Raw genomic sequence first — 23,507 nt, 5'->3', positions numbered from 1 at the left:
CCACCCGCCCGTACGCACCTGTAGGAGACAGCAGTGGCCCGCCGCCCCCTCCCCCGCATCCTGAGCACAGGCAGCGCGCAGATCACCCGAAGCCGGGAGCTGGCCCGGGCGCAGTTCGCCCGTAGCCGGGAGCTGGCCCGGACGGCGGGCGACAGCGCCTCTGACGTCCTCCACCCACTGATCACGATCACCCGTGGTCTGCGCCGGCTGGCCTCGGCCGGGCGGCGCAAGTGGGCCGACACCCCCAAGGACAAACGCGGACCGCTGCTGTTCCTGGTGGCCTCGGTGATCCTGGTCGTGGCGCTGGTTCCGTACGGGCCGCTGCTCGCCGTCATCAGCCTGATGGCGGCGGCAGCCTGGCAGGGCCGGGACCGCAAGCCCTCGACGCCCGAGGGACCCGACGAGTCCCAGACGGAGCGGCTGAGGGCGCTCTACGAGGCCCTGGTCCCGTACTTCTCGGCCGCCGAGGACCCGGCTCCGCTGTACACCCACGGCGGCGAGTGGGAGAAGGCCTTCCCGGAGTTCGACTTCGACGGCACGGGCCGCGTCAGCAGCCTGCTGATCCGTTACCCGGCCTACTTCACCGACGGCGAGGCGGAGTCCCGCGCGCGGATCGAGCACCTGCTGACCGCGAAGTCCGGCCGCGGCCGGGAGTACCACTTCGCCTGGGACGAGGAGGGCAACGAGCTGGCGGTCACCGTCCTCGCCGCGCTGCCCACCGACATCGCCGCCCAGCGTTTCGTCACGAACCCCGGCGAGACCGTCCTCGGCTTCACCGACCCCACCCACGTCCAGCGCACGCTCCCGCTCACCCACGGCGCGGAGCAGCGCGACGTACCGCCGGTCGTCTGGCGCACCGGTATCCGCTCCACCGAGCCCCATCTGCTGGTCATGGGCCAGCCCGGCAGCGGCACCTCGACGCTGCTGCGCTCGATCGCCCTGCAGGCCCTGCAGTACGGCGACGTCGTCATCGTCGAGGGCGGCAGCACCGGCGAGTACGCCTGTCTGATCGGGCGCGACGGCGTCCTGGCGGTCGAGTGCGGTCTGTCGGGGGCCCTGGCGAGCGTGGAGTGGGCGGCGACGGAGACGGAGCGGCGCCTCATCGCCGTGAACCGCGCCCGACAGGCGGGCAACCCGCCCCCGGACGACACCAAGCGCCCGCTGTGGATCCTCCTCGACCGCCCGACCGCGTTCACCCACCTCGCCGCGGCGGACCACCGCAAGGACCCGCAGTCCCTGCTCCAGGTCCCGCTCAGACACGGCCGTGCGGTGGGCGTCACGGTGGTCGTGGCCGAGCAGTGGGACGCCATGGACGCCCTGTCCGAAGCCGTGCGACAGCACACACGCGCGCGTGTCGTGCTCGGCCCCGCGACGGCTGAGCAGCTGCGGACGGTCCTGGGCGCTCCCCCGCACACCACCCAGGTCGCCGACGTCCCGCCGGGCCGCGGCTACGCCCGCCTCGGCACGAGCCCCGTCCACCGCCTCCAGGTCCCGGCGACCCCGGACCCGTACGACGACGCAACGAGCGACGCCCACCGGCAGGCGGTTGTGGACCTGCTGCCGGAGCGGACGACGCCGGTCGAGGCGGAGGCACTCCCGAAGCTGGAGAAGCCGGAACAGCAGCCGGAGCCGGTGCCGGCGGAGGCCGTGGTGGCCGAGACTTCGTAGGAGCCGACACAGCGGACGCGAGAAGAGGTGCTCACGCCGCTCACGCCACGAACGGCCTCGCCGCGTCGCCGCCCCCGGAAGCCCCGCTCTCCACCAACCGCGCCGCCGCCCCCAACCGCACCGCGGCCTCCTCGGCCACCGCGCCCCCCACGGTGAACGGCAGCCGCACATACCCCTCGAAGGCGCCGTCCACCCCGAAGCGAGGCCCGGACGGCACCCGAACCCCCACCCGCTCCCCCACTTCCGCGAGCCGCGATCCCGACAGGCCCCCCGTCCGCACCCACAGCGTGAGGCCGCCCCGCGGCACCTCGAACTCCCACTCGGGCAGCTCCCGCCACACGGCCGCGACGAGGGCGTCCCGGTTCTCCCGGGCCTGCGTGCGCCGCAGGTCCACCGCCTGCTCCCAACCTCCCGTGCCGAACAGCCAGTTCACGGCCAGCTGCTCCAGGACCGGCGTCCCCAGGTCGGCGTACGCGCGCGCGGCCACCAGGCTGCGGATCACATCCGGAGCCGCCCGCACCCAGCCGATCCGCATGCCCGCCCAGAAGGCCTTGCTGGCCGACCCGACGGTGACGACGGTCGACCCCGCGGGGTCGAAGGCGCACACGGGTCGCGGCATCTCGATGTCCGGATCGAGCCACAGTTCGCTCATCGTCTCGTCGGCGACGAGCACCGTCCCCGCCGACCGCGCCGCGTCCACCAGCCGCCTGCGCTGGTCGTCGTCGGCAAGCGCCCCGGTCGGGTTGTGGAAGTCGGCGACGACGTAGGCCATCCGGGGCGCGGCGTCCCGCAGGACCTGCCGCCAGCGGTCCACGTCCCAGCCGGCCAGCCCCTCCGCCATGGCGACCGGCACCAGCCGGGCGCCCACCTCCCGCATCAGCTGGAGGATGTTGGCGTACGACGGCGACTCGACCGCGATCCGCTCACCGCGGCCCGCGAACAGATGGCAGATCGCGTCGATGGCGCCCATCGCCCCGGTCGTCACCATGATCTGCTCGGGCATGGTCGGAATCCCGCGCGCGGTGTACCGGTCGGCGATCGTCGAGCGCAGCGCGGGCAGCCCGGCCGGATAGTCGCCGTGGGTGTGGGCGTACGGCGGCAGCTCCTCCAGGGCGCCCTGCACGGCACGGGTCAGCCACGGCTCGGGCGCGGGCAGCGCCGCGCAGCCCAGGTCGATCATGGAGCCCAGCGCCTCGGGCGGCAGCGGCTCAAGGCCGCGGGCAGGCAGCGGGTTCCCTGCCGGTACGGCGGTCCAGCTGCCGGCCCCGCGCCGGGACTCCAGGAACCCCTCGGCGCGCAGCGCCTCATAGGCTGCGGCCACCGTCGTACGGCTCACGGACAGTGCGAGGGCCAGCTCACGCTCGGCGGGCAGCCGCGCGGCGACCGGGACACGGCCCTCCAGGACGAGCAGCCGGACACCGTCGGCCAGCGCACGGTAGGCGGGCGGGCGCTTGCTGCCCGGGCCGGCGGGGCGGTCCTGCTGGGACGTGAGAAGCCGGGCCAGCTGCGCGGCACCCACCGCAGAAGTCCACTGCGCCATGATTTCCAGTCCACCTTCCCCGAATTGGCCATGGAGGGCGATGCCTCCCAAGCCACAGGGTGTCACGCAGCAGGCCACTACCACCACAGGGGGGCGCATCTTGTCCACACAAGGAACCACAAAGCGGCATCTGGTACGGCGGCTGTCACAGCTCTACATCGGACTCGCGCTCTACGGCGCGAGCTCGGCACTGCTCGTCCAGGCGGGCCTGGGCCTGGAGCCCTGGAACGTGCTGCACCAGGGCCTCGCCGAGCGCACCGGCCTGACGATCGGCGTCGTCTCGATCATCGTGGGCGCAGCAGTGCTGCTCCTGTGGATCCCGCTGCGCCAGCGCCCGGGCCTCGGCACGGTCTCCAACGTCTTCGTGGTCGGCATCGCCATGGACGGCACGCTCGCCCTGACCCCCGAGGCGCACACCCTGGCCGTCCAGATCCCCCTCCTCCTGGCCGGCATCCTGCTCAACGGCGTCGCGACCGGCCTCTACATCGCCGCCCGCTTCGGACCGGGTCCCCGGGACGGCCTGATGACCGGCCTGCACCTGCGCACCGGCCGCTCGATCCGCCTGATGCGCACGGCCGTCGAGATCGTGGTCGTCGTCACCGGCTTCGCCCTGGGCGGCACCGTCGGCGTCGGCACCCTCCTCTACGCGGTGTCCATCGGCCCGCTCGCGCAGCTCTTCCTGCGCGTGTTCGCCGTCCCGTCGGCATCGGACGGCAGCGCGGTCGTTGCCACCGGGCAACCCCGGCGCGCGATACTGCGTCCGTGAGCACCACGCGCATACGCCACCCGTATCTGGACCACCCCGGCCCGATCCCCTTCGCCCACCGGGGCGGGGCCGCGGACGGCCTGGAGAACACCGTGCTGCAGTTCCGGCGCGCGGTCGACATGGGGTACCGGTACATCGAGACCGACGTCCACTCCACGCGCGACGGCAAGCTCGTCGCCTTCCACGACGCGACCCTGGACCGGGTGACGGACGGGGCCGGCAGGATCGCCGACCTGCCCTGGGGCGACGTACGGCACGCGCGCGTGGCGGGCCAGGAGCCGGTGCCGCTCTTCGAAGAGCTCCTGGAGACCTTCCCCGACGTGCGCTGGAACGTCGACCTGAAGGCGGAGCCGTCGCTGCACCCCTTCCTCGACCTGATCGAACGCACAGGCGCCTGGGACCGCATCTGCGTCGGCTCCTTCTCCGAGGCCCGCGTCATCCGCGCCCAGCGACTGGCCGGACCGCGCCTGGCGACGTCGTACGGCACCCGGGGTGTGCTCAATCTGCGGCTGCGCTCCTGGGGCGTGCCGGCCGCGCTGCGCCGCTCGGCGGTCGCCGCACAGGTGCCCGAGACGCAGTCCGGGATCCAGGTGGTGGACCACCGCTTCGTACGGGCCGCCCACGCGCGCGGGCTGCAGGTGCACGTGTGGACCATCAATGATCCCGATGCGATGCACCGGCTCCTGGACCTGGGAGTCGATGGCATCATGACCGATCACATCGACACATTGCGCAAGGTCATGGAGGACCGGGGCGTCTGGGTCTGACCCCCGTCCGGACTCCACCCGCGCGCGGGATCATCACGGAAGAGTGAGGGCGCGGGTGGGCACCGACACCGTGCGGACGGAGGCGGCCGACGATGCCGCCGGGCGCCGGCGCGAGCAGCGCGGCTGGTACTTCTACGACTGGGCGTGCTCGGTCTACTCCACGAGCGTGCTCACGGTCTTCCTGGGCCCCTATCTGACGTCGGTCGCCGAGGAGGCGGCGGACGCGGACGGGTTCGTCCACCCTTTGGGCATCCCGGTGCGCGCGGGCTCCTTCTTCGCGTACTCGGTGTCCCTGTCGGTGATCGTGGCCGTCCTGGTGATGCCCCTGGTCGGCGCGGCAGCGGACCGCACCGGCCGCAAGAAGCCCCTTCTTGCGGCCGCCGCCTATCTGGGGGCCACGGCGACCACGGCCATGTTCTTCCTGGACGGCGACCGCTATGTGCTCGGCGGGCTGCTCCTGATAGTCGCGAACGCGGCGCAGTCGGTCGCGATGATGCTCTACAACTCCTACCTCCCGCAGATCGCACCGCCCGAGGAGCGCGACGCGGTCTCCTCCCGGGGCTGGGCCTTCGGCTACGCGTCGGGCTCGCTGATGCTGGTCATGAACCTGGTCCTGTACCTGGCACACGACTCCTTCGGCGTCTCCGAGAGCATGGCCGTCCGGATCTGCCTCGCCTCGGCCGGCCTGTGGTGGGGCACGTTCGCGATCATCCCGCTGCGCCGCCTGCGCGATCGCAGGTCCGCAGCGGATCCGGCGAAGTCGAGCGCCAAGAACGCGGAGGCGCCCGGGAAGCCCACCGCCCAGGGCTTCCGGCAGCTGGCGGCGACCATCCGCGACATGCGCCGCCACCCCCTGACGCTCGCCTTCCTCCTGGCCTACCTCATCTACAACGACGGCATCCAGACGGTGATCTCCCAGGCGTCGATCTACGGCTCCGAGGAACTGGGCCTCGAACAGTCGACCCTCATCGGCGCCGTGCTCCTGGTCCAGGTGCTGGCAGTGGTGGGGGCGCTGGCGATGGGGCGGCTGGCCCGGATCTACGGGGCGAAGCGGACGATCCTCGGCTCGCTGGTGGCCTGGACGGTGACGCTGGCGGCGGGGTATTTCCTGCCGGCCGGGGCGCCGATGTGGTTCTTCGTGCTGGCGGCCGGCATCGGGCTGGTCCTGGGCGGCAGCCAGGCCCTGTCCCGGTCCCTGTTCTCCCATCTCGTCCCGCCGGGCAAGGAGGCCGAATACTTCTCGGCGTACGAGATGAGCGACCGGGGCATGAGCTGGCTCGGGCCACTGCTGTTCGGGATCACGTACCAGCTGACCGGAAGCTATCGGGACGCGATCATCTCCCTGGTGGCCTTCTTCGTCATCGGATTCGCCCTGCTCGCGAGGGTCCCGGTGCGCCGGGCGATCAGTGACGCGGGCAATCCGGTGCCGACCACGATTTAGCGTTCCGAGTCAAAGGGCGGTAGTGTACGCGTTTGGCCTGCCAGGCGTACCGTTACTGCGCGTCAAAGATGCCGAAACGCTGGGTTACATCTGCTAGCAGATGTGACAAACCGGGCGCCGGTGGGTACGACATTGGTCAGCAAGGCTGCGGCTACGACGGCGACGCATCACCCGGAACGGGACACGGAACGGGAATCTTTACCGCCGACCGGACGTTGACCGGATGACGACGACAGCGACACCTGTCCTGTGGGCGACAAGCCCGGGAGGCACGATTCATGAGTGAGCGAGCTCTTCGCGGCACGCGCCTCGTGGTGACCAGCTACGAGACGGACCGCGGCATCGACCTGGCCCCGCGCCAGGCCGTGGAGTACGCATGCGAGAAGGGGCACCGGTTCGAGATGCCCTTCTCGGTCGAGGCGGAGATCCCGCCGGAGTGGGAGTGCAAGGTCTGCGGGGCCCAGGCACTCCTCGTGGACGGCGACGGCCCTGAGGAGAAGAAGGCCAAGCCCGCGCGTACGCATTGGGACATGTTGATGGAGCGGCGGACCCGCGAGGAACTCGAAGAGGTCCTCGAGGAACGGCTCGCCGTTCTGCGTTCCGGGGCGATGAACATCGCGGTTCATCCCCGGGACAGCCGCAAGTCCGCGTAGCGGACGCCGCAAACAACACACGCCGATAACCGCAGGTGCCGTACGTCTAGTGACGTACGGCACCTGCGGTTTCGTGCGTTGCCCCCGACTTGCTCTCGACGCTCTGGACGAGGGGCAGAGCGAGGTCGCCGGGGCTCCGCCCCGGACCACCTCCCTCAGCTGTTCAGCGGCGGCCTGGGGCCCTGCGGGGCATCCCCGGGCTCGTCCCTGATGACCTCACCCTGCACGACCTTGCCGTCGGGCCGGTGCATACGGGCCTGCTGGAAGGCATCGCCGAACGAACCCGGCCCCGCCTCACGCAGCTTTCGGTCGAAGGTCCGCTCCGCATAGCTGCTCAGCGCCTTCTGGACCGGCGGAATCAGCAGGATCAGGCCCAGCGCGTCCGAGACCAGGCCCGGCAGCATGATCAGCAGGCCGCCGAGCATCATCAGTCCGTTGCCACCGCCGCGCTCCGGGGTGCCGCCGCGCTGCAGCGCCTCGTTCAGTGCCTGGAAAGCGCGTCGCCCCGCCCGCTTGATGACCACCGAGCCGAGCACGAGCCCGGCGAGCAGCAGCAGGAACACCGTGAGCCCGCCCGCCACGTCCGCGACCACGGTCAGCAGCCAGATCTCCAACACCAGCCAGGCGGCGATGCCCAGCGGCAGGAAGGTGCGCAGCCGGGAGCGCCGCGGCCGGGTGGGATAGGTGGGGGTCGGAGCGCCAGTCGTCATGCGTCCAGTGTGCCTGGACCCGGCTCAGAGCGGGATAAGAGGACGACGGCCGCTACGACGGTCGCGACGGGGGCGACGACTTCGAGCGGTCCAGCAGCTTGCCCACCCGCTCCCGCGCGCCCCATGACGTGACCCGCCACAGCGCCTCGACCAGGATGTCTCGGCTCATCTTCGAGTCACCGAGCTCGCGCTCGACGAAGGTGATCGGCACCTCGACGACGTGGAAGCCGGCCTTGACCGCACGGCGGGCGAGGTCGACCTGGAAGCAGTAGCCCTGGGAGGCGACGTCGTCGAGGCCGAGCCCCTCGAGGGTCTCGCGGCGGAAGGCCCGGTAGCCGCCGGTGATGTCGCGCAGGGGCAGGTCCAGCGCGACCCGGGAGTAGAGGCTGCCGCCGCGGGAGATGAACTCGCGGGACTTGGGCCAGTTCACGACCCGGCCGCCGGGTACCCAGCGGGAGCCGAGGACCAGGTCGGCGCCCTTGAGGGCGGTCAGCAGCCGGGGCAGTTCCTCGGGCTGGTGGGAGCCGTCGGCGTCCATTTCGACCAGGACGCCGTAGCCGTTCTCCATGCCCCAGTGGAAGCCCGCGAGGTACGCCGCGCCGAGGCCCTCCTTGCCCTTGCGGTGCAGGACCTGGACGTGGTCGTCCTCGGCGGCCAGTTCGTCCGCGAGCTTGCCGGTGCCGTCGGGGCTGTTGTCGTCGGCCACGAGCACGTGGGCCTCGGGGACCGCCTTGCGGACCCGGCCGACGATGCTCTTGATGTTCTCCGCCTCGTTGTAGGTCGGAATGATCACCAACGCCGTGCCGAGCGGCCCGAACCGCTTCCCCCGGTCATGAGCCGCGAGGGTCCCGTCGCCGTCGTTCACTGCTGCCCCTTCACATCCGTACGCAGACGTCCACCATAGTGGGCGCGGCCTGCGCTGACGTGACAGCACGTTCGTATGGCGGTGTCGATTCCGCAAGAGCCGGGTAGGCATGGGATTTTGCGCATCCGTACGCCGGGGTACGCCTGCTGCGGATGGGGGCCCGGCGCCCTTCGGGCCGACCTGGGACCCGCTGGCTGCGGATCGACCGAAAGCCGTTGTCTACTGAGCGCCCGGGCCCCACCCGGGTCACACCTCCCCGACCGGCCGGAACGTTCCGTCGTCGCCGCGCGGGCACTGAGCCTGGCTCCCAGTGACGGTGCCCCGGTACGGCACACCGTCCCTGACCCAGCGGCGTTGCGACGGGTTCCCGGAAGTTCCGCGGTTCCCCGGTCGGGCGTCCGGTGGTGGACTCGGCCGAACCTACCGGCCTCGGGCCTCCGCCTGTCAACAGCCGTTTGACCTGCGGAAATCCGCCCAACTCCCTGGTCAGCGCAGAGGATGCGCAGGTCGCGCGACGGGGCGGAGCGGATCGATCCGGTTCGCGCCACCCCGGGAGATCACTCGCCCGGCCGTACGAAGACCGTTCGTCCGCCCACAACCGTGTTCAGGCAGGTGGGGAGTTCCCGGCCGGGGGTCAGGTCGGGCAGGCCGGGGGTGCCGGAGCGGGGGTCGGTGGACCAGCGCGCGACCCGGTCGTCGGGGGCCTGGACCACCAGTTCGTCGGTGCGCCACACGGCGTAGTCGGCGGGGGCGCCCGGCACCAGGACGCCCGCGTCGTCGCGCCCGACCGCCCGCCAGCCGCCGCGCGTGTGCGCCGTGAACGCGGCGCGCACGGACACCTGGTGCTCAGGCGTGTGATGGAACGCGGCCGCGCGGACCGTGCCCCAGGGGTCGAGGGGCGTGACAGGGCTGTCGGAGCCGAAGGCGAGGGGTACGCCGGCGCGCAGCAGGGCCGCGAAGGGGTTGAGTGAGCGGGCGCGTTCGGCGCCCAGGCGCTGGGCGTACATGCCCTCCTCGCCGCCCCACAGCGCATCGAAGGCGGGCTGCACCGAGGCGGTCAGGCCCAACTCGGCGAAGGCCGCGATGGTGTCGGGACTGAGCATCTCGGCGTGCTCGACGCGGTGGCGGGCGGCGCGGATGCGGGCGAGCCCGAGCTTCTCGGCTGCGGCGCGGGTGCCCTCGACGACGGCGGTCACGGCGGCGTCGCCGATCGCGTGGAAGCCCGCCTGGAGGCCGGCCTCGGTGCAGGCGGCGACGTGGGCGGCGACGGCGGCCGCGTCCAGGTAGGCGGTGCCGGTGTGGGCGGCGTCGGCGTACGGCTGGTGCAGACAGGCGGTGTGGGAGCCGAGGGCGCCGTCGACGAACAGGTCACCGGCCGCGCCGATCGCGCCCAGCTCGCGCGCCTTGTCGACGTCCTGCTCCGCCCAGTAGCCGACGACCCGCGGTCCCGCTTCCTCGGCGGCGAGCCGGAGCAGGCCGGTGAAGTCGTCCTCGGAGGAGATGTCCGGCCCGGCGCACTCGTGGACGGTGCCGATACCGAGGGAGGCGGCGTGGGCGAGGGCGGCGCGCTGGGCCTCGATGCGCTGGGCGGGGGTGACGGCGGCCAGCGCGGTGGCGCGTACGGCGTGGTGGGCGCCGGCGACGAGCGGGGCGTCCGCCGCGCCGACATCGCCGGGCGTCAGGTCCAGCAGGGCCGTGGTGACGACCGCCGAGTGGACGTCGATGCGGGAGAGGTACAGGGGGCGGCCACCGGCGGCCGCGTCGAGCTCGGCACGCGTCGGCGGCCGTCCGCCGGGCCAGCGCGAGGCGTCCCAGCCGTGACCGAGCAGGACGCGGTCGTTCGGCCGGGCTGCGGCGAAGTCCCGTACGAGGGCGAGCGCCGCCTCCAGGGAGCCGGCGCCGGACAGGTCGAGGCCGGTGAGGGCGAGGCCCGTAGCGGTGGTGTGCACATGCGCATCGGTGAACGCGGGCGTGACCAGAGCACCGTCCAGATCGACGACCTCGTCCACGCCGTCCGCGAAGGCCTCGGCGGCACCCTCGGAGCCGACCCAGGCGACCTGTCCGCGCTCGACGACCATCGCGGTGGCGAAGGGGTCGGCGGGGCTGTGGACTTCTCCGCGGCGGAGAAGGACGGTCTTCGGTTCGGCGCTGCGCTCACTCATGGAGAACAGTCTCGCGCCTCACCGGGACCGCCCCGGACACGGGGCACTAGATCTTGGGCGGACGGGCCTCGTAGGGCGTGGACAACACCACGGTGGTCCGGGTCGAAACCCCCGCCAGTGACCGCAGCCTGGCCAGCAGTTCCTCCAGCTCGTGCGGCGTGGCCACACGGACCTTCAGGATGTAGTTCTCGTCGCCGGCGACACTGTGGCAGGCCTCGATCTCGGGAACGCCCGCCAGCCGGTCCGCGATGTCGTCGGGGGCGCTGGGGTCGAACGGTTTCACCGAGATGAACGCGGTCATGGGCAGCCCCACCGCCTCGGAGTCCACGACCGCGGCGTAGCCACGGATGACGCCGCGCTGCTCGAGCCGGCGCACCCGCTGGTGCACGGCAGATGTGGACAGGCCCGTGGCCTTGCCCAGGTCGGTGTAGCTCATCCGCCCGTCTTTGACGAGCAGCTGCACGATTTGTCGGTCCAGCTCCTCCATGGCGCAAGAACCTACAGTGCGGCTGATCTCCCCGGATACCTGAGCAGCCCAGGTCATGCCCGGTTTGTGATGTCTCCGAGAGGCTGCTGTGAGCCGACTGAGGGACAAACCGGCCGCCAGGGGCACCTGCGAGCGGCATGTGACGAACGCCACAGGCCTCGAACAGGCTCCGTGATGTTCTCGTGATTACCGCCGAGACCGGACGGGAAGTGCTTGCTGTGGTCGAGGCCGCAGTGCCTTCACGGCCCAGCTCGAGGGGGAGAACCCAATGCAGAGTCTTAAGCGCCCTGGTCGTACCGCACCCAAGCGGCTCCAGCCGGTCGACGAGCCCGCTCCGGAGGGTGTCGAACCCGACGCCTTCGACGACGAACTCGACGCGTACGACACGTTCGAGATGTACCGGGTGATCTGCCCGGACTGCGCGCAGCCCATCGCCCTGCTGGCGGACGAGGAGGTTCTGCCGGAGCACGCGCTGTGCGCCTCTCCGTGGAATCCGTTCGGCCTCACGGTCTGCGCCGGTACGGGCCGCAGGGCTGCCGAGGCCCGCTCCGCGGACGAGTCGGAGGAGCCCCACGAGCAGGACACCGCCCTGCTGTTGACGCTCCCTCAGGGGCTGGACTGGCGGACCCAGCCCTTCTCGCACGTCGGCGGCCCGGGCTCGCGTCCCATCAGGGTCCCGGACATGCGGCGCCAGGCCGCCTGAGCGCACCCCGCCTCGCGCGGCGCCACCGCCGCATCGCTCAATCCCAGTAGCTGCCCTGCACCATGGCTCGCAGGCTGCCGTGGTGCAGGATCAGTGTGTCCGGGTCCGCCGGGACGGCGACTTCGCCGAAGTAGGCCTGGCGGTAGGCGATCCGCAGCATGACGACGGCGTGCCGCAGGGCCGCGTACAGCGTGTGGAAGTCCATGTCGCGTGGTGTGTGACCGGTGAGGTCGGCGTAGCGGGCCTCGACGCGGTCGCGGCGCAGGAAGCCTGGCAGCCCTCGCTGCCCGAAGGCGACCGTCAGGTCCTGGAAGAAGCGGTGCAGATAGACGGTCCAGCCGAGATCGACCTCGCGCGGGGCGAGTGCAGCCATCTCCCAGTCGAGGACGGCAGCGGGCTCGAACCCGTCGTAGATGACGTTCCCGATGCGCGCGTCGCCCCAGTTGAGCACGGGTGCGCCCGGATCGCTCGGCCAGAGGTCCTCCAGGCGGTCGAAGGCGTCCTCGATGAGGGGTGAGCGGGCGAGTCCGTCAACCACCCATTCGTAGTAGGCGCGTTGGGCCGCGACATGCCGCCGCAGTGCGTCACCCTCGCCCGGGAGGGTGAGGAACTCGGCTTCCCGCGGCGGGACTTGATCGTGCAGTCGGGCCAGCAGCCCGATGGTGGCCCCCTCCAGCCGCTCACGCTCCTCGTCGCTCGCGGCATGCAGCCAGTTGCCCTCGTAGGTGTACGGCATGACGTCCGGCGGCACGCGGCCTTCGACGCGCTCCATGACGAAGAAGGGCGCCCCCAGCGGACCGGGGTCCTCCTCCAGCCACAGCGCCTTCGGCACCGGGAGATCCGTGTGCTCGGCCACGACGCGCAAGGTCCGGTACTGGCGCGGCATGTCGTACACCGGGAAGACGGTGTACGCCGCCGGGTCCGCCGCGAGCCGCAACGCGCAGGCGCGCGCCGGCGTCTCGGGGTGCTCGATGTCGAAGAGCAGCGTCTCGCTGGACATGCCGTTGGACTCGGGAACCCTGATGCCGACCGCCTTGGCCCCCGGCAGTCGGGTACCGAGCCACGCGGTGAGACGGCGGGCGACCTCCTCCGGATCGCGGGTGGTGGTGCGCGGGCGGGGCCGGGGTGCCGTGGCTGCCATGCTGCAAACCCCCTACGGTGCAACCGACTTGAAGTCCGCGAACCCGCTCGGGTCGTGCCGTCCGAACGAGCCGTGCTCGAAGATGCCGTGGCCGACCCGGCCGTCCAGCCGGAAGCGCGCGGCGTGGTCGGTGACGCCGTACGCGGCCAACGGGTGGGCCTCGGTGAGGTCGTAGGTGTGCCGGTCGGTCCATCCGCGCCCGCGCCACATGCCGTGCTGCCAGTCGTCCGCGGGCGGGTAGCCGGCGCCGACGGCGAGCGGGGAGGAGGCCAGGACCTCCACCTCGAGCTCCTGCGGCTTGCGGAGGTCGCCGAGGTGGATGAGGGCGCGTTCCGGATGGCGGGTGCCAGAGCGGTAGCTGATCTCGGCCTGGGGCCAGCCCAGTTGGCGGTCGCGGTGGCCGGGTCGGACCATCGTGGCGTCACTCAGCGAGCGATGTCCGTCGGCGTCCTCCTGCACGATCACCATCAGGAACCGGTCCTCGAAGCGCACCGGGCACCAGATCCAGTGGAAGCCCTCGGTCGGATGCTCCTCGGCGAAGCGCCCGCCCTCCTCGCCGGGCATGGGGCGCACCCCCCAGCTGCGGTCGCGGGTGCCGGTCCACTCGGCGGGCGTGACTCGGAACTCCGCACCACCGGCGCGCACGACCCCCTGCACGCCGCCCGCCTGCACGAAGCGGCGCCCTTCGAGAGTGAGCCGGTCGCCGCGGCGTTGGAGGTGGTGCGGTTCCCAGAGGGCGGGGAAGTCGGCGGTCCACATGATGTCGTACGACAACTCGTCGTCGTCGCACGTCAGTCGAAGGCGTCGCAGCGGCTCCACGGCCTCGATGCGCAGCGGTCCGACGGCGAGCCGCATGCGGTCCTCGCCGAGGGCGTCCGAGGCCCGCACCGCGTGCAGCGTGTCGCCCACCCGCAGGGTCGCGTAGGCATCGATCACGCCGGCGTTCGGGTAGACCCCGAGGCCGAGGATGAGCAGGGCACGCCCCTCGTGGTCGAGGACGTGGAAGATGCAGCGGTCGTAGGCGTTGCGGTCGCTGGTCGCGACGTACCTCATGGACAGCGGAACCTGGTGCACCGGGTACTCGTCGAGCGGTACGGGACGGTGGTCGTCGGCCATGGCTGACCTCCCTGGCGGCGGCTGGGCTGACGGTACGTCAGGCAGCCGCACGTGGCCAGAGAGCGAGCCGGACGTCCGTGAACTCACGCCCGATTTCGGCGAGCGGTGACTTGTCCGCCCACCTCCGCGTTGCCCTGGTATGCCCCCCACCTATTCGGCGACCGGACCGCAGCGCCGCATCTTCGTTCCGCGGCCCGCAGGAACGCTTGCGCCGGCGCCTCCGCAGCAGCCTGATCCGCCCATCTACCGCGAGCTGATGCGCACCTGGGCCGACCGTGGCCGCACCCTGCCCGGGCACCACGACCCGGAGTGGATCCGGCTCGCGGCGCCGCAGGTCAAGCGCGGTCAGTTCAGCGTCCCTCGGGACCTGCTAGGTGACGGGCGATGACCATCCGCTGAATCTGGTTGGTGCCCTCGACGATCTGCAGGACCTTGGCCTCGCGCATAAAACGCTCGGCCGGGAAGTCCGCGGTGTAGCCGTACCCGCCGAGGATCTGGACGGCGTCGGTGGTGACGTTCATCGCCGTGTCGGTGCAGTGCAGCTTGGCCATGGCCGCCAGCTTGGCGAACGGCCGGCCGGCGTCACGCAGCCGCGCAGCCGCCAGGTACAGCGCGCGGCCGGCCTCTATCTGCGTCGCCATGTCGGCGATCATGAAGCGCAGGCCCTGGAAGTCGGCGATCGGCTTGCCGAACTGCCGGCGCTCGGTCGCGTACGTCACCGCCTCGTCCAGTGCCGCCTGAGCGACGCCGATCGCGCAGGCCGCGATGCCGAGCCGTCCGGAGTCCAGCGCGGACAGGGCGATCGCGAAACCCTGGCCCTCGTCGCCGATGCGCCGCTCGTCGCCGACCCGGACCCCGTCGAAGTGGACCTGGGCCGTGGGCGAGCCCTTCATCCCCATCTTCTTCTCGGGCGCCGCCGCGCTCAGCCCCTGCGCGTCACCGGGCACGAGGAAGGCGGTGATCCCGCGCGGGCCGTCCTCGCCGGTGCGCGCCAGGACCGTGTAGAAGTCGGCGATGCCGCCGTGTGTGATCCAGGCCTTGGTGCCGGTGATCACCCAGTCGTCGCCGTCGCGCACCGCCTTGGTCCGCAGCGAGGCGGCGTCCGATCCCGACGCCGGTTCCGACAGGCAGTACGCACCGAGCAGTCCGCCGCCGAGCATCGCGGGCAGGTGCTCGACCTGCTGCTTCTTGGTGCCGTAGGCGGCCAGGGGGTAGGAGGCCAGGGTGTGCACGCTGGCGCCGAGGCCGACGGTGAGGCGGGCCGCGGCGAGTTCCTCGAGGACCTGGAGGTAGACCTCGTACGGCTGGTCACCGCCGCCGTACTCGACGTCGTAGGGCAGGCCGAGCAGTCCCGATTCCGAGAGCAGGGTGAAGACCTCGCGCGGGAAGAGTCCGGCGTCCTCCTCCTCGGCCGCCTTCGGGGCGATCTCGCGCTGCGCGATGTCGCGGACGAGCGAGATCAGATCCCGGGCCTCGTCCGTGGGCAGTTGACGGTCCACCGGCTGCGGGGCGCGGTCGGGCATGTCGACGATCCTCCCTGTCGGGCACGTCGGCGGACGTACGCCTTGGGTGGGGCGGCTCCGCCTGGTCTCACTGGTGCCGGTTCGATGGTCGCAATTCCCGGGTCTCGAAAGCTGCTGACCAGCGGCTGTGCCCTGTGAGTATGCCCGATCGGAGGCACCCGGTCACCAGTTAACGACCGCTCACTCCAAGAAGTATCCAGCAAGTTATCCGGGGCACCGAAATTGGTCCGAACCATTGACGTACTGGTCTAGTCCTCCTACCTTGGCGGAGCGGTTCACATCATCGCGTTCATGCCAATCGGCCCAGCTCCCCTCTCCCCCACGGAGGAGACACCCGATGCACACTTCGCACCGCCCCCGCGTCCGGTTCCGGGCGCTCCTGTCCGCCGCGTGCGCGGCCGTCCTCGGCGCCGGGCTGCTCGCCGGCGCCGGCACCGCCACGGCGGAACCCGCCCCCTCGGCGCCGAGACCGGCCGCCGGTTCCAAAGTCGTCGGCTACTTCACCGAATGGGGCACGTACGACCGCAAGTACTACGTCAAGAACATCGAGACGTCCGGCTCCGCGGCCAAGCTGACCCACATCAACTACGCGTTCGGCAATGTCACCGGCGGCAAGTGCGCCATGGGCGACAACTACGCCGCGACCGAACGCACCTACACCGCGGCCGAGTCCGTGGACGGCGTCGCCGACACCTGGGACCAGCCGCTGCGCGGCAACTTCAACCAGCTGCGCGAGCTGAAGAAGAAGCACCCGGGTCTGAAGGTCCTGTGGTCCTTCGGCGGCTGGACCTGGTCGAACGGCTTCGGCGAGGCGGCCCGCAACCCCGCCGCGTTCGCCCAGTCCTGCTACGACCTGGTCGAGAACTCCAAGTGGGCCGACGTCTTCGACGGCATCGACATCGACTGGGAGTACCCGAACGCCTGCGGTGCCACCTGTGACACCAGCGGCCGGGAGTCGTTCAAGAACCTGATGTCGGCGGTGCGCGCCAAGTTCGGCTCCGGCAACCTGGTCACCGCGGCGATCACGGCCGACGCTACGAGCGGCGGCAAGATCGACGCGGCGAACTACGCGGGTGCCGCGCAGTACGTCGACTGGTACAACCCGATGACGTACGACTTCTTCGGGGCCTGGGACGCGACCGGTCCGACGGCTCCGCACTCCCCGCTGAACTCCTACTCCGGCATCCCGAAGGCCGACTTCCACACCTCGGCGACCATCGCCAAGCTCAAGGGCCTCGGCATCCCGTCGTCCAAGCTGCTGCTCGGCATCGGCTTCTACGGCCGCGGCTGGACCGGCGTCACCCAGTCGGCACCCGGCGGCACGGCGACCGGGGCGGCCGCAGGCACCTACGAGGCGGGCATCGAGGACTACAAGGTGCTCAAGACCAAGTGCCCGGCGACCGGGACCGTGGGCGGCACCGCGTACGCCAAGTGCGGGAGCAACTGGTGGAGTTACGACACCCCCGCGACCATCGCGACGAAGATGACGTACAAGAACCAGCAGGGGCTGGGCGGGACGTTCTTCTGGGAACTGAGCGGGGACACGACGGGCGGTGAGCTGATCAAGGCGATCAACTAGCCGGTCGCACGGGGGGCAAGGGGCGGAGGACCACGAGACCTCCGCCCCTTGTCGTGCCCCGGGTCAGCCGTCGCGGCGGGCCGGCTCCGGTGCCGGGTGGTCGGGGTCCATCTCCTCGATGGCGCGCATGGCGCCGCCCAGCGTCTTCACCAGCAGTTCGCACATGGTGTCGCGGGGCAGCTCGGGGCTGTCGATCCAGGCGAGGGTGGCGCCCTCGACGCTGCACACCCAGGCGAGCAGGCCCATCCGGGCGAGCGGGGCGATGTCGGTACGGCCGTACGCCCCTTCGGACAGGGTCGCCACGATCGCCTCGCGCACACCGTCCCGGATGGCATGCACCTCGGTGTCGAAGCCGACGCCGCCGCTCACGATGGTGCGGTAGGCGGCCTGGTTGTGCTCGGCGTAGCGGAGGTAGCTGTCGATGGTGCGGTGGACACGGTCCACCGGCGGCAGTTCGAGGCCGCTCGCGGCGAAGGTGACCAGGCCGGCGACGGAGTCCTCGATGATCGCGAGGTAGTAGCCGCGCTTGGACTGGAAGTAGTAGTAGATGAGCCCCTTGGCGACATGGGCCTGCCGGGCGATGTCGTCCATGGAGAGCGCGTCGTACGACGTGTCGGCGAACAGCTTCCGCCCGATGACGATGAGTTCGGCACGGCGCGCCATCGAGCGCTCGGTGCCGCGGGCCCGAGGGCGGGCCGCGTCGCGCTGTTGACTGATATTCAATTTCGACCCTGTTATCCAACGGGCGGCAGGACATCCGCAGTATGGCAGAGGGACACCAGCTGCTCGTTCGATTCTGATCGACTTTGATGGAGCCGCTCTACAGCAGAGTCGGTAGATGTCCGGTCAAAGGGGCCCGTGTGTGTCAAGTCACAGCAGACCGAGCTGCGTGACCAGCATCGCGACGACCACCACGAGGGTCCAGCCCATGACGTGCTCGAGGATCTTCGGGCCGTCTTCCTTGGGGCCGCCGGTACGGACGCGGGTGGCGGTGGCTGAGTGCGTGGTCATACGCCCACCCTGCCACCGCGACCGGTATGTGCGGCGGAGAAATTGGTCACAGCCGAGGGCCCCTCAGCGCACCCCCGCCGCCGCGAGCGCCGCGCGCTGGCGCAGGGTCGGACGCGCCGGGAAGTAGAGGTAACACACGCCGCCGGTGCCGGAGACGACCTTCCCGTCAGCGTTGTACCGCTTGGTCCGCAGCCAGATGTTCTCCCACTCGCGCCGCTTGTAGACGCGCCGCACCGCCTCGTTGCTCGGTGAGTTCGGGTCGTTGGCGATCACGTCGCCGTCGGCGGTGAAGCCGACGACGGTCATCAGATGCCCGGCCGTGCCGTACCCGGCTCCGGTCAGCTCCTCCTTCAGGAAGGACTGGGACGTTATGGCCGGGATGCCGGCCGCGATCAGCCTCTCCAGTTCGGTGAGCGAGCCGAGCCGGGTGACGACGCCCTGCATGTCCTTGAAGGTGGCCGCGTAGGCGGCGTTGAACGGCCAGTTCCCACAGCCGTCGTACTGGTAGTCGAACGTGAACCGGGCCGCGTGGCACACCTGGGGGTCGGCGAACGCCGGGTCGACCCAGGCCAGCTGCTCCTGGGTGAGCCTGCCGCCCCAGTACTCGACGATCATCTGCGAGGAGGTGGGGCTGCACCAGGCCTCGCCGCCGTTGTCGTACTCGGGGTACTGGCCGACGTGGATCTCCTGCGAGTAGCGCGGGACGGTCAGCTCCCGGGCGCGGCCGGGTGCGGAGGCCGGGACGGTGAAGCGGTCGGGGACGTCGGAGCCCATCGCGCCGGCCCGCCAGACCTTGGGGGTGATCTTCGTGCCGGGCTTGCGGTAGAGGGTCAGCCGCAGCCGGTACGAGGCCAGGCGCAGCCCGGTGGCCGGGTCGTCGATGGCGAACGTGTCCGTCCACACGCTGCTCTTGCCGTCGCTCTGGTCGTCGACCGAGGTCCGCCGGATGTCCTGGTCGCCGGCGGCCCAGCGGCCCAGCACGTACCAGGGGGTGGCGGCGCCGTCCGAGTACGTCCCCTGCAGTTCGATCTGCAGCCAGCTGCCGTCGGGGGTGTGCGCGTTCCAGGAGGCGATCGCCTCGGTCGCGGGGACGGTGAGCCGGTGGACGGGGGACGTCCAGGTCGCGTACTCCCAGCGGGCGGTCCTGCCGGTGTGCGGGTCCGTGTAGTCGGTGCTGCCGGCGGGCGTGGCGATCACGATGCCGGGGCGGGCGCCGGCGACGGCACGAGTGCCCCGTGCTGCGCCGCCGCGCCAGTCGGCATACGAGGTCCAGGCACGGTTGTCGACGGTGCGGGCCGGGGCGGCGGCAGGGCCCTTGGCCGCGGGGCGGGCGTCGGCGACCGCGGGGCCCGCGCTGCCGGTGACGGCTGCGGCGACCGCGGCCGCCAGAACGATTCTGCGGGACGGCTGTTCGGCTCTGCTCATGGGCGGAAGAACCCCCAGGTGTCCGAGTCGGGCGGGTCCGGTGCACGGTTGTCCGCCCACTATGACCGCGGGCGCCTTCGTCTGCCAGCACTTGGCGCCTGGCGCGCCCCACCAATATTGGTGTCGACCAGTGGCACGACCTGAGGGGGTTGCCTGTCCCCCAACCGCCCTGCGCGCGGGGTGGGATGAACGAGCGGGTGTCCCGGCGTACGCCACTGCGGCGGCGTACGCCGGGACGGGTGACGAATCGTCAGACGAGGTCCATGGCGGCGACCTCGTCGGGGCGGCCGTAGCTGACCGGGCCGTGGAAGCGGCGGCGGGCCGAGGCGAACCACCACACCGTGGCCACGGCCAGGACGCCGGCCAGCGCGACCGGTGCGTAATTGAAGGTGTCGGCGGTGACCGGCGAGGCATGCGGCAGCATGAACAGGACACTGCTGAGCAGGATCCAGGTCACGGCCACCACCCCGACCGGCCGTCCCCAGCGGCCCAGGTGCCACGGCCCCGGCTGGAACTCGTCACCGAGGCGCAGCCGGAGCAGGATCGGGACGGCGTACGCGAGGAACAGGCCGACGACGTTGACGCTGACGATGGCCGTGAACGCCGTGTGCGACCACCAGCCGGGCAGCACGAGCGCCAGCGAGCAGGCGACCGCGAGCCACACCGCCTTGACGGGGGTACGGGTGCGCGGCGAGACCGAGTGCCACCAGCGGGAGCCGGGCATCGCGCCGTCCCGGGAGAAGGCGAAGATCTGCCGGGTGTTGCTGGTGAGATTGGCGAGGCCGCAGAAGAGCATCGCGCCGATCACGATCAGCAGCAGCACCTTGGCGGTGCCCACTCCGAGCCCGTCGATCAGGATCTGCACGGGCGGTGCGTCGGCGCTCGCCACGCGCTCGTAGTCACGAATGCTGTAGACCAATGCGAGCATCAGCAGCAGTCCCGCAATCGCCGAGTATGCGATCGCCCGCGTGATGCCCCGCGGGGCATTGACCGTCGCCCGGACCGTTTCCTCGGACATGTGGAAGCTGCCGTCGAAGCCGGTGAAGGTCCAGCTCGTGACCAGCAGACCGAGCATCCCGCCGTAAAGGCCGCTCGTGAAACCGGTGTTGTTCGCGAAATGCGTGACGAACGAAGCCGACTGATGGTGATCGGGCATGACGATCAAAGCGCTGACGATGACGACGAGCCCGATCAGCAGCCACCACACTGAGATCCGGTTCAGCACGGCAACCAGGTGCACGGTGTAGGTGTTGGCCAGCCCCTGCAGCACGATGATCAGCGCTGTGATCAGCACCGTCCGGTGGCCCGACGGCTCGTAGGAGGGCCACTGCAGGGCGATGAACGCCTGGATGAAGGTCGCGGCGGCGTACCCGGTGGCGGCCGTGCCGCCGACCTGGCCGACGAAGTTCAGCCAGCCGGTGTACCAGGACCAGGCGCCCTTGTGGCGTTTGGCGAGCTTTCCGGCGGAGAAATACAAAGCGCCGCTCGTCGGATAGGCGGAGGCGACTTCCGCCATTGCTGCTCCCACGAAGAGCACCATGACGGAGACGCCGATCCAGCCGAAGACGAGAACGCTCGGACCGCCCGCGTTCAGACCGAACCCGAAACCCGAGAAGATTCCCGAGATTATGTTGATGATGGTGAATGAGATGGCGAAATTGTCGAACGCCTGAAAGCGGCGGGTGAGTTTTCTCGGATAACCCATCGCATGCAGGGTCGCGTCGTCGTCGAGCGCGCTCGGATCGGCTCCCCCGCGCGCTCGGGCGCGCGGCGCCGTCATCCGTTCTGACACGGGTCGGACCTTTCTCTTGGTGGGGGGTTGCGGTCCGTCAGGCGCCCGGCACGAGCAGGCCGCAGGCGCGGCGCGCCCGGGACAGCTGCTCGGCCGGGTCGCCGAAGACGGACCAGGGCATGCGCGAGGCGTACGGCCCCATCGCCGTGAAGGCGGCGCGTGCCTCCTCCTCGTGCCGGGCCATGACCAGGGCATGCGCGAGATAGGCCAGGTCGAGGACCGGCGTGAAGGGGTAGTCGGTCACCGTCGGCAGCCAGTGGTGGTGGATCGCCAGGGCGGTCGTGCGCCACTGCGGCTGTTCCCAGACCCGGTCGGCGAGCAGCTGGGTCGGGTCGTAGCACTCCACCAGGGCGACCAGCGGCAACAGCCTCAGCGGCGAGTCGGCGGGCGCCCGCTGGCCGAGAAAGGCGGCGACGTCCCAGGCGGCGGTCACGGAGCCGCCGTACCGGGTGAAGAAGCAGGCCAGAAAGCGGTGGTGGGCCTCGCGGTGCCAGGGGTCGATGGAGAGGATGTGCGCGAACAGGCGCCACGGCCCGGGCGGGGCGGTGAGCAGTCCGCGGGGCGCCCCGTCGCGCAGCCGGTGCAGCCGGGCCATGGCCAGCTTGGCCACCCAGGGCGTGGGATCGGCGGGGTCCGCCGTCGCGGCCCGGTCGCAGGCGGCCAGCGCTATCCGCTCCAGCGCCTCGGTGCGCGGGTCGCGCGCGTCGGCCGCGCGCACCGCCCGCAGCACCGCCACCCGCGCCCACAGCAGCGCCGCCTCGGGTCCCGGCTCCTCGGTGAGCCAGCGCTCGACGAGATCGGAGTCGGCGGCCTCCGAGGCGAGCACGAGGGAGCGATGGGCCCGCAGGGCGAAGTGACCGCGCGTTTCGGTCAGGGCATCGCGGGCGCTCAGATACCGCCCGGCCCGGACATCGACGCATACGCTCGCGAGCACACGGTCGTCGGCCGCCGGATGCCACACATACTGCCCCTCGAATAACCCCGCGGCCATCTGTCCCAGCCCATCCCCGTTACGGCGCCTCACAGTTGCACACCAGGCACCTTACTCAGCGTGCGGCTCAACCGGAACGCAGATTTCAGTGTGGTGGCTTGAGTTTTTCGGCGGCATTGTGGACATCCGCCGGCTAGTTCAAAGCGACACCTTTTCTCATCCCGTCTCTGCATCCGCTTTCACCCACTACTAGAATGTTCCAACGAAATATGCCCACCGCCCCGTCTCACTTCAGGAAAAACGATTCACGACCTCGCCACCCGGCTCCGCCGCCTCCCCCCGTCCTGCGGCCCGGTCCGCCTGATCGCCGTCGACGGACACGCCGGCTCCGGAAAGTCCACGTTCGCCGGGCAGTTGGCCCGGGCACTCGGCGACGCCCCGGTGCTGCGCCTCGACGACATCGCGAGCCACGACGAGCTGTTCGAGTGGACCGAGCGGCTGCTGAGCCAGGTCATCGAACCGCTCGCGCAGGGCGGGACCGCCCACTGCGCGCCCTACGACTGGCGGGCCCGCCGTTTCGGATCGCCCCGCGCACTGCCGCCCGCTCCGGTGATGCTCGTCGAGGGTGTCGGCGCCGGTCGCCGTGCGCTGCGCCCGTATCTCGCCCAGCTGCTCTGGATGGAACTGCCGCGCGAGGAGTCCTGGGCGAGGGGCCGCGCGCGGGACGGGGAGGAGCAGCGGGAGTTCTGGGACGGGTGGGTCGGGGCGGAGCGAAAGCACTTCACCGAGGACCCGTCCAGGCCCTTCGCCGATCTTCTGGTTCTGCAGTGCGGGAAGGGATATGAGGTGGTTCGTGGGCCTGCCGGGACCAATGGACCGGACCACGCCATCACACAGGGTGACGACCCATCGGCAATGTGCTGAACTTGTGAAGAGCCCTCCGGAGCAAGTTCGCGGAGTGCCTCAACTCTGCTTGACCCGGGGGCCGTACAGGACTTACGTTCTGAATGTGCGGTCATTCGAGGCCGCCCCGCAGACGCGAAGCCCCCGGTTGTTCCCCCGTGATCGGGGGCTTCGTTCTGCCCTCACTCCACTTTTCGGGCGCCGAGAGGCGCGAATCGCTCACCCTCGGTCACCGAGGGCGCTCCGCCCGATCTGCTCCCACCTCGACAAACGGCCGGTGCGGCACCCTGGGGCGGGCGACACCCTCGCAGGTACGATGCCATC

The 23,507-nt window shown here is 70.9% G+C and carries 21 protein-coding genes; 8 read left to right on the top strand and 13 right to left on the bottom strand.

The features are described 5' to 3' along the window. Positions 1-33 precede the first annotated feature (33 nt). A complete protein-coding gene (locus tag OG331_RS39970) occupies positions 34-1,668 on the top strand; it encodes an ABC transporter ATP-binding protein (protein WP_406206020.1) in 1,635 nt (544 codons plus the stop codon). Positions 1,669-1,708: 40 nt separating this feature from the next. Here the strand turns inward: OG331_RS39970 and OG331_RS39965 are convergent, their stop codons facing one another. Continuing rightward, positions 1,709-3,208: a PLP-dependent aminotransferase family protein gene (locus tag OG331_RS39965; protein WP_406206017.1), complete on the bottom strand. Its 1,500-nt coding sequence runs from the start codon at positions 3,206-3,208 to the stop codon at positions 1,709-1,711. A gap of 40 nt (positions 3,209-3,248) precedes the next feature. On the opposite strand from OG331_RS39965, the gene OG331_RS39960 reads away from it, so the two are divergent. The 4 genes from OG331_RS39960 to OG331_RS39945 all read left to right on the top strand — a co-directional run bounded on the left by OG331_RS39960 (position 3,249) and on the right by OG331_RS39945 (position 6,835). Continuing rightward, positions 3,249-3,974, top strand: a complete 726-nt coding sequence (locus tag OG331_RS39960; protein ID WP_406206014.1) for a YitT family protein — start codon at positions 3,249-3,251, stop codon at positions 3,972-3,974. Further along, positions 3,971-4,741, top strand: coding sequence for a glycerophosphodiester phosphodiesterase (locus tag OG331_RS39955; RefSeq protein ID WP_406206011.1), 771 nt, complete (start codon positions 3,971-3,973; stop codon positions 4,739-4,741). The genes OG331_RS39960 and OG331_RS39955 overlap by 4 nt, the downstream gene beginning before the upstream one ends. Positions 4,742-4,796: 55 nt before the next feature. Further along, positions 4,797-6,182, top strand: coding sequence for an MFS transporter (locus tag OG331_RS39950; RefSeq protein WP_406206008.1), 1,386 nt, complete (start codon positions 4,797-4,799; stop codon positions 6,180-6,182). Positions 6,183-6,460: 278 nt separating this feature from the next. Then, on the top strand, positions 6,461-6,835 hold the full coding sequence (locus tag OG331_RS39945) for an RNA polymerase-binding protein RbpA (RefSeq protein ID WP_003977404.1): 375 nt from the start codon (positions 6,461-6,463) through the stop codon (positions 6,833-6,835). A 155-nt stretch (positions 6,836-6,990) separates the two neighbouring features. Here OG331_RS39945 and fxsA read toward each other — a convergent pair whose 3' ends face one another. From fxsA to OG331_RS39925, 4 genes are all read right to left on the bottom strand, one after another. Continuing rightward, a complete protein-coding gene (fxsA, locus tag OG331_RS39940) occupies positions 6,991-7,545 on the bottom strand; it encodes an FxsA family membrane protein (RefSeq protein ID WP_406206005.1) in 555 nt (184 codons plus the stop codon). A gap of 52 nt (positions 7,546-7,597) precedes the next feature. After that, entirely contained in the window at positions 7,598-8,410 is an 813-nt protein-coding gene (locus OG331_RS39935) for a polyprenol monophosphomannose synthase (protein ID WP_328882957.1), read from the bottom strand. A 557-nt stretch (positions 8,411-8,967) separates the two neighbouring features. Continuing rightward, positions 8,968-10,572 carry an amidohydrolase gene (locus tag OG331_RS39930; protein ID WP_406206002.1) on the bottom strand — a complete coding sequence of 535 codons (1,605 nt, stop codon included), beginning with the start codon at positions 10,570-10,572 and terminating at the stop codon, positions 8,968-8,970. 46 nt (positions 10,573-10,618) lie between these two features. Further along, positions 10,619-11,059 carry an Lrp/AsnC family transcriptional regulator gene (locus OG331_RS39925; RefSeq protein ID WP_328429053.1) on the bottom strand — a complete coding sequence of 147 codons (441 nt, stop codon included), beginning with the start codon at positions 11,057-11,059 and terminating at the stop codon, positions 10,619-10,621. A 268-nt stretch (positions 11,060-11,327) separates the two neighbouring features. Between OG331_RS39925 and OG331_RS39920 the strand changes: the two genes are divergently transcribed. Further along, the gene (locus OG331_RS39920) at positions 11,328-11,762 is read left to right on the top strand and encodes a hypothetical protein (protein ID WP_362381302.1); all 435 of its coding nucleotides are present in this window, start codon (positions 11,328-11,330) and stop codon (positions 11,760-11,762) included. A 37-nt stretch (positions 11,763-11,799) separates the two neighbouring features. On the opposite strand, the gene OG331_RS39915 is transcribed toward OG331_RS39920, so the two are convergent. The 3 genes from OG331_RS39915 to OG331_RS39905 form a co-directional block, all read right to left on the bottom strand. Beyond that, on the bottom strand, positions 11,800-12,903 hold the full coding sequence (locus OG331_RS39915; RefSeq protein ID WP_406205999.1) for a phosphotransferase family protein: 1,104 nt from the start codon (positions 12,901-12,903) through the stop codon (positions 11,800-11,802). Between the two features lie 12 nt (positions 12,904-12,915). After that, entirely contained in the window at positions 12,916-14,019 is a 1,104-nt protein-coding gene (locus OG331_RS39910; protein ID WP_406205996.1) for a hypothetical protein, read from the bottom strand. Between the two features lie 350 nt (positions 14,020-14,369). After that, positions 14,370-15,542 (bottom strand): acyl-CoA dehydrogenase family protein, encoded by a 1,173-nt coding sequence (locus OG331_RS39905; RefSeq protein ID WP_406205994.1) that lies wholly within the window; start codon positions 15,540-15,542, stop codon positions 14,370-14,372. Between the two features lie 337 nt (positions 15,543-15,879). On the opposite strand from OG331_RS39905, the gene OG331_RS39900 reads away from it, so the two are divergent. Continuing rightward, a complete protein-coding gene (locus OG331_RS39900; RefSeq protein ID WP_406205991.1) occupies positions 15,880-17,121 on the top strand; it encodes a glycoside hydrolase family 18 protein in 1,242 nt (413 codons plus the stop codon). Positions 17,122-17,184: 63 nt separating this feature from the next. On the opposite strand, the gene OG331_RS39895 is transcribed toward OG331_RS39900, so the two are convergent. The 5 genes from OG331_RS39895 to OG331_RS39875 form a co-directional block, all read right to left on the bottom strand. Beyond that, positions 17,185-17,844: a TetR/AcrR family transcriptional regulator gene (locus tag OG331_RS39895; protein WP_406205988.1), complete on the bottom strand. Its 660-nt coding sequence runs from the start codon at positions 17,842-17,844 to the stop codon at positions 17,185-17,187. 147 nt (positions 17,845-17,991) lie between these two features. After that, a complete protein-coding gene (locus tag OG331_RS39890; protein WP_406205985.1) occupies positions 17,992-18,132 on the bottom strand; it encodes an SCO1431 family membrane protein in 141 nt (46 codons plus the stop codon). A 63-nt stretch (positions 18,133-18,195) separates the two neighbouring features. Then, on the bottom strand, positions 18,196-19,557 hold the full coding sequence (locus OG331_RS39885; RefSeq protein ID WP_406205982.1) for a peptidase C39 family protein: 1,362 nt from the start codon (positions 19,555-19,557) through the stop codon (positions 18,196-18,198). A 250-nt stretch (positions 19,558-19,807) separates the two neighbouring features. Further along, positions 19,808-21,349 carry an amino acid permease gene (locus OG331_RS39880; protein ID WP_406205979.1) on the bottom strand — a complete coding sequence of 514 codons (1,542 nt, stop codon included), beginning with the start codon at positions 21,347-21,349 and terminating at the stop codon, positions 19,808-19,810. A 37-nt stretch (positions 21,350-21,386) separates the two neighbouring features. Next, positions 21,387-22,340, bottom strand: a complete 954-nt coding sequence (locus OG331_RS39875) for a hypothetical protein (RefSeq protein ID WP_406205976.1) — start codon at positions 22,338-22,340, stop codon at positions 21,387-21,389. A gap of 243 nt (positions 22,341-22,583) precedes the next feature. Here OG331_RS39875 and OG331_RS39870 point away from each other — a divergent pair, with 243 nt between their 5' ends. Continuing rightward, complete coding sequence (locus OG331_RS39870) at positions 22,584-23,204, top strand: uridine kinase (RefSeq protein ID WP_406210618.1); 621 nt, start codon at positions 22,584-22,586, stop codon at positions 23,202-23,204. Positions 23,205-23,507: the final 303 nt, after the last annotated feature.

Origin of the sequence: Streptomyces sp. NBC_01017, assembly GCF_045162795.1 — a bacterium.
In the GTDB taxonomy this organism is placed as follows: Bacteria; Actinomycetota; Actinomycetes; order Streptomycetales; family Streptomycetaceae; genus Streptomyces; species Streptomyces machairae.
This window is presented reverse-complemented; position numbering and strand designations above follow the sequence as displayed.